Below are 2015 nucleotides of genomic sequence, written 5' to 3'. Positions count from 1 at the left end.
TCATAGACCCTACTTCTCACGAGTTGGGGTCTCCGGCAAACCCGGGGCGGTTCAGTCCGATTTCTTTGACCGCTTCATCGGTATAGCGCTCGATGGCCTTGGACAGCGGTGGGTCGTATGCGTTTAACGCCTCCAGTGCGCCAGGTCTGGCCAGCTCTTTCTCGCGTTTCTTTATCCATGCGGCTGCAGCTGGGCGTCTGTCAAAAGTCTTGGTCTCGTGATAGACGGAGCCCTCGCGCATCACCCGTACACGTGCCCTGTAGCTTTGACTTCCATCCCTGCGTTTGCGTGTGGTAATTGAGCCCAGATTGGCCTCCATGTTTGGTCCACGAGGTTGTGTTTGGTCCTCGGGACCAAATCCAGTGTCAAAATCAGCGGATTCTGAGCATAATGAGCTGGAATAAGACGGATTATCAGGTTCTGATAAGTGACTGAAAAAAATAAGAAAAGAGAGTTTCAGGCGGCTTCCCGCTTTGCCGTGGCACCGATGATCGATTGGACGGATCGGCATTGTCGGTATTTTCATCGGCAGATGATGGCCGGGGGGCAGGTCTATAGCGAGATGATTGTCGCGGATGCGATCCTGCGCGGCGACCGGGACCGGCTGTTGGGGTTTGATGCCGTCGAGCATCCCGTGGTGCTGCAACTCGGCGGCTCCGATCCGCTAAAGCTTGCCGAGGCAGCGAAGATCGGCGCCCGATATGGCTATGACGAGATCGGGCTGAATGTCGGCTGCCCGTCCGATCGCGTGCAATCCGGCACATTCGGCGCCTGCCTGATGCAGACGCCCGGGATCGTCGAGAAGGCCGTGGCGGCGATGAAGGCGGCGGTCGATGTGCCGGTTTCGGTCAAGTGCCGTATCGGCGTTGACGAGCAGGAGCCGGAAACGGTGCTGCCCGATTTTGTCGCCCGCATGGCCGGGGCAGGGGCGGACGCGGTGTGGATCCACGCCCGCAAGGCCTGGCTGAAGGGGCTGAGCCCCAAGGAGAACCGGACGATCCCGCCGCTCGATTATCCGCTGGTCTATCGCATGAAGGCGGAAAATCCGGACCTTTTCATCGGCATCAATGGCGGCATCGCCACGCTTGAGGAAGCGGAAGCGCATCTCGGCCATGTCGACGGCGTGATGCTGGGGCGTGCCGCCTATCAGACGCCGCGTCTTCTGGCCGAGGTCGACCGCCGCCTCTTCGGCATGCCTGGGAAGCCGTTCGATCCGGACGCGCTCTGCCGCGCGATGATGGACTATGCGGCGCGGCAGGTTGGGGAGGGCGTTCGTCTGTCGCAGATCACCCGCCACATGATCGGATTGTTCAGTGGCTATTCCGGCGCGCGGCGCTACCGCCAGATCCTTTCGAGCGACGCTGTCAGGCCCGGCGCGGGCCCCGAAGTTATCGCGGAGGCTTTTGCCGCTGTGGCTTTCGATGCCGAAACGGCGTGACGCTTCGGCATCGTTCGGCCATCAGACAGATGAATAGCTCAGAATCGCGGCGCCGGGAAACGCTGTCCTGGGGCGCTTCCGCTTCTCCGCGAAGCACGAGAGCGCCCAATCTGTTGTCTTGCGCAATTCAGCACGGAAAGCCGGTATCCACTTTTCCTGGAAACGCTTCGAGACTGCCGACGAGGCTTGTGACGCGCCGGTCGTGACCGCATCCGGCCATCCCGCAGCTGCCATGCGCGACTTGAGCCGAGCGTGAAGTCGACTTAAGTGATTGAAAATTATCAGAGAAATTGTCGTTCTGGCCGGGCAAGCACGAGGGTGCCCCGAAAACGGGTTTGTCAGCAAACCGAGAACCGCGTTTCCAGGAAACGCGGTTCTTTTTTGCAATAGGCCTCAGCCCTTGAGCGTGTTGCGGATGGCGGCAATTGCGGCTTCCGCCTTGTCGCCGTCCGGGCCGCCGGCCTGGGCCATGTCCGGCCTGCCGCCGCCGCCCTTGCCGCCGAGCGCTTCCGAGGCCACGCGCACGAGGTCGACCGCGGAGACGCCGTCGGTCAGGTCGGCGGTAACGGAAACCACG

Annotated in this window: 3 protein-coding genes; 1 reads left to right on the top strand and 2 read right to left on the bottom strand. The window is 61.5% G+C overall.

Annotated features, from left to right (window positions below):
• Positions 1-16: 16 nt before the first annotated feature.
• Positions 17-319, bottom strand: a complete 303-nt coding sequence (locus AC5DC2_RS23495; protein WP_491700233.1) for a hypothetical protein — start codon at positions 317-319, stop codon at positions 17-19.
• Between the two features lie 168 nt (positions 320-487).
• Between AC5DC2_RS23495 and dusA the strand changes: the two genes are divergently transcribed.
• Entirely contained in the window at positions 488-1438 is a 951-nt protein-coding gene (gene dusA / locus AC5DC2_RS23490; RefSeq protein ID WP_491700234.1) for a tRNA dihydrouridine(20/20a) synthase DusA, read from the top strand.
• 393 nt (positions 1439-1831) lie between these two features.
• Here dusA and AC5DC2_RS23485 read toward each other — a convergent pair.
• The coding region (locus tag AC5DC2_RS23485) for a DHHA1 domain-containing protein (protein WP_491700232.1) at positions 1832-2015 on the bottom strand (184 nt) is incomplete at its 5' end.

It is taken from the genome of Martelella sp. (assembly GCF_984369615.1).
Note: the sequence above shows the minus strand (reverse complement) of the source record. Positions and strands in the feature narration are given on the sequence as shown.

Coding starts and splice junctions, on each gene's coding strand:
- AC5DC2_RS23495 (WP_491700233.1), bottom strand. CDS start 319: ATGGAGGCCAATCTGGGCTCAATTACCACACGCAAACGCAGGGATGGA.
- dusA (WP_491700234.1), top strand. CDS start 488: ATGATCGATTGGACGGATCGGCATTGTCGGTATTTTCATCGGCAGATG.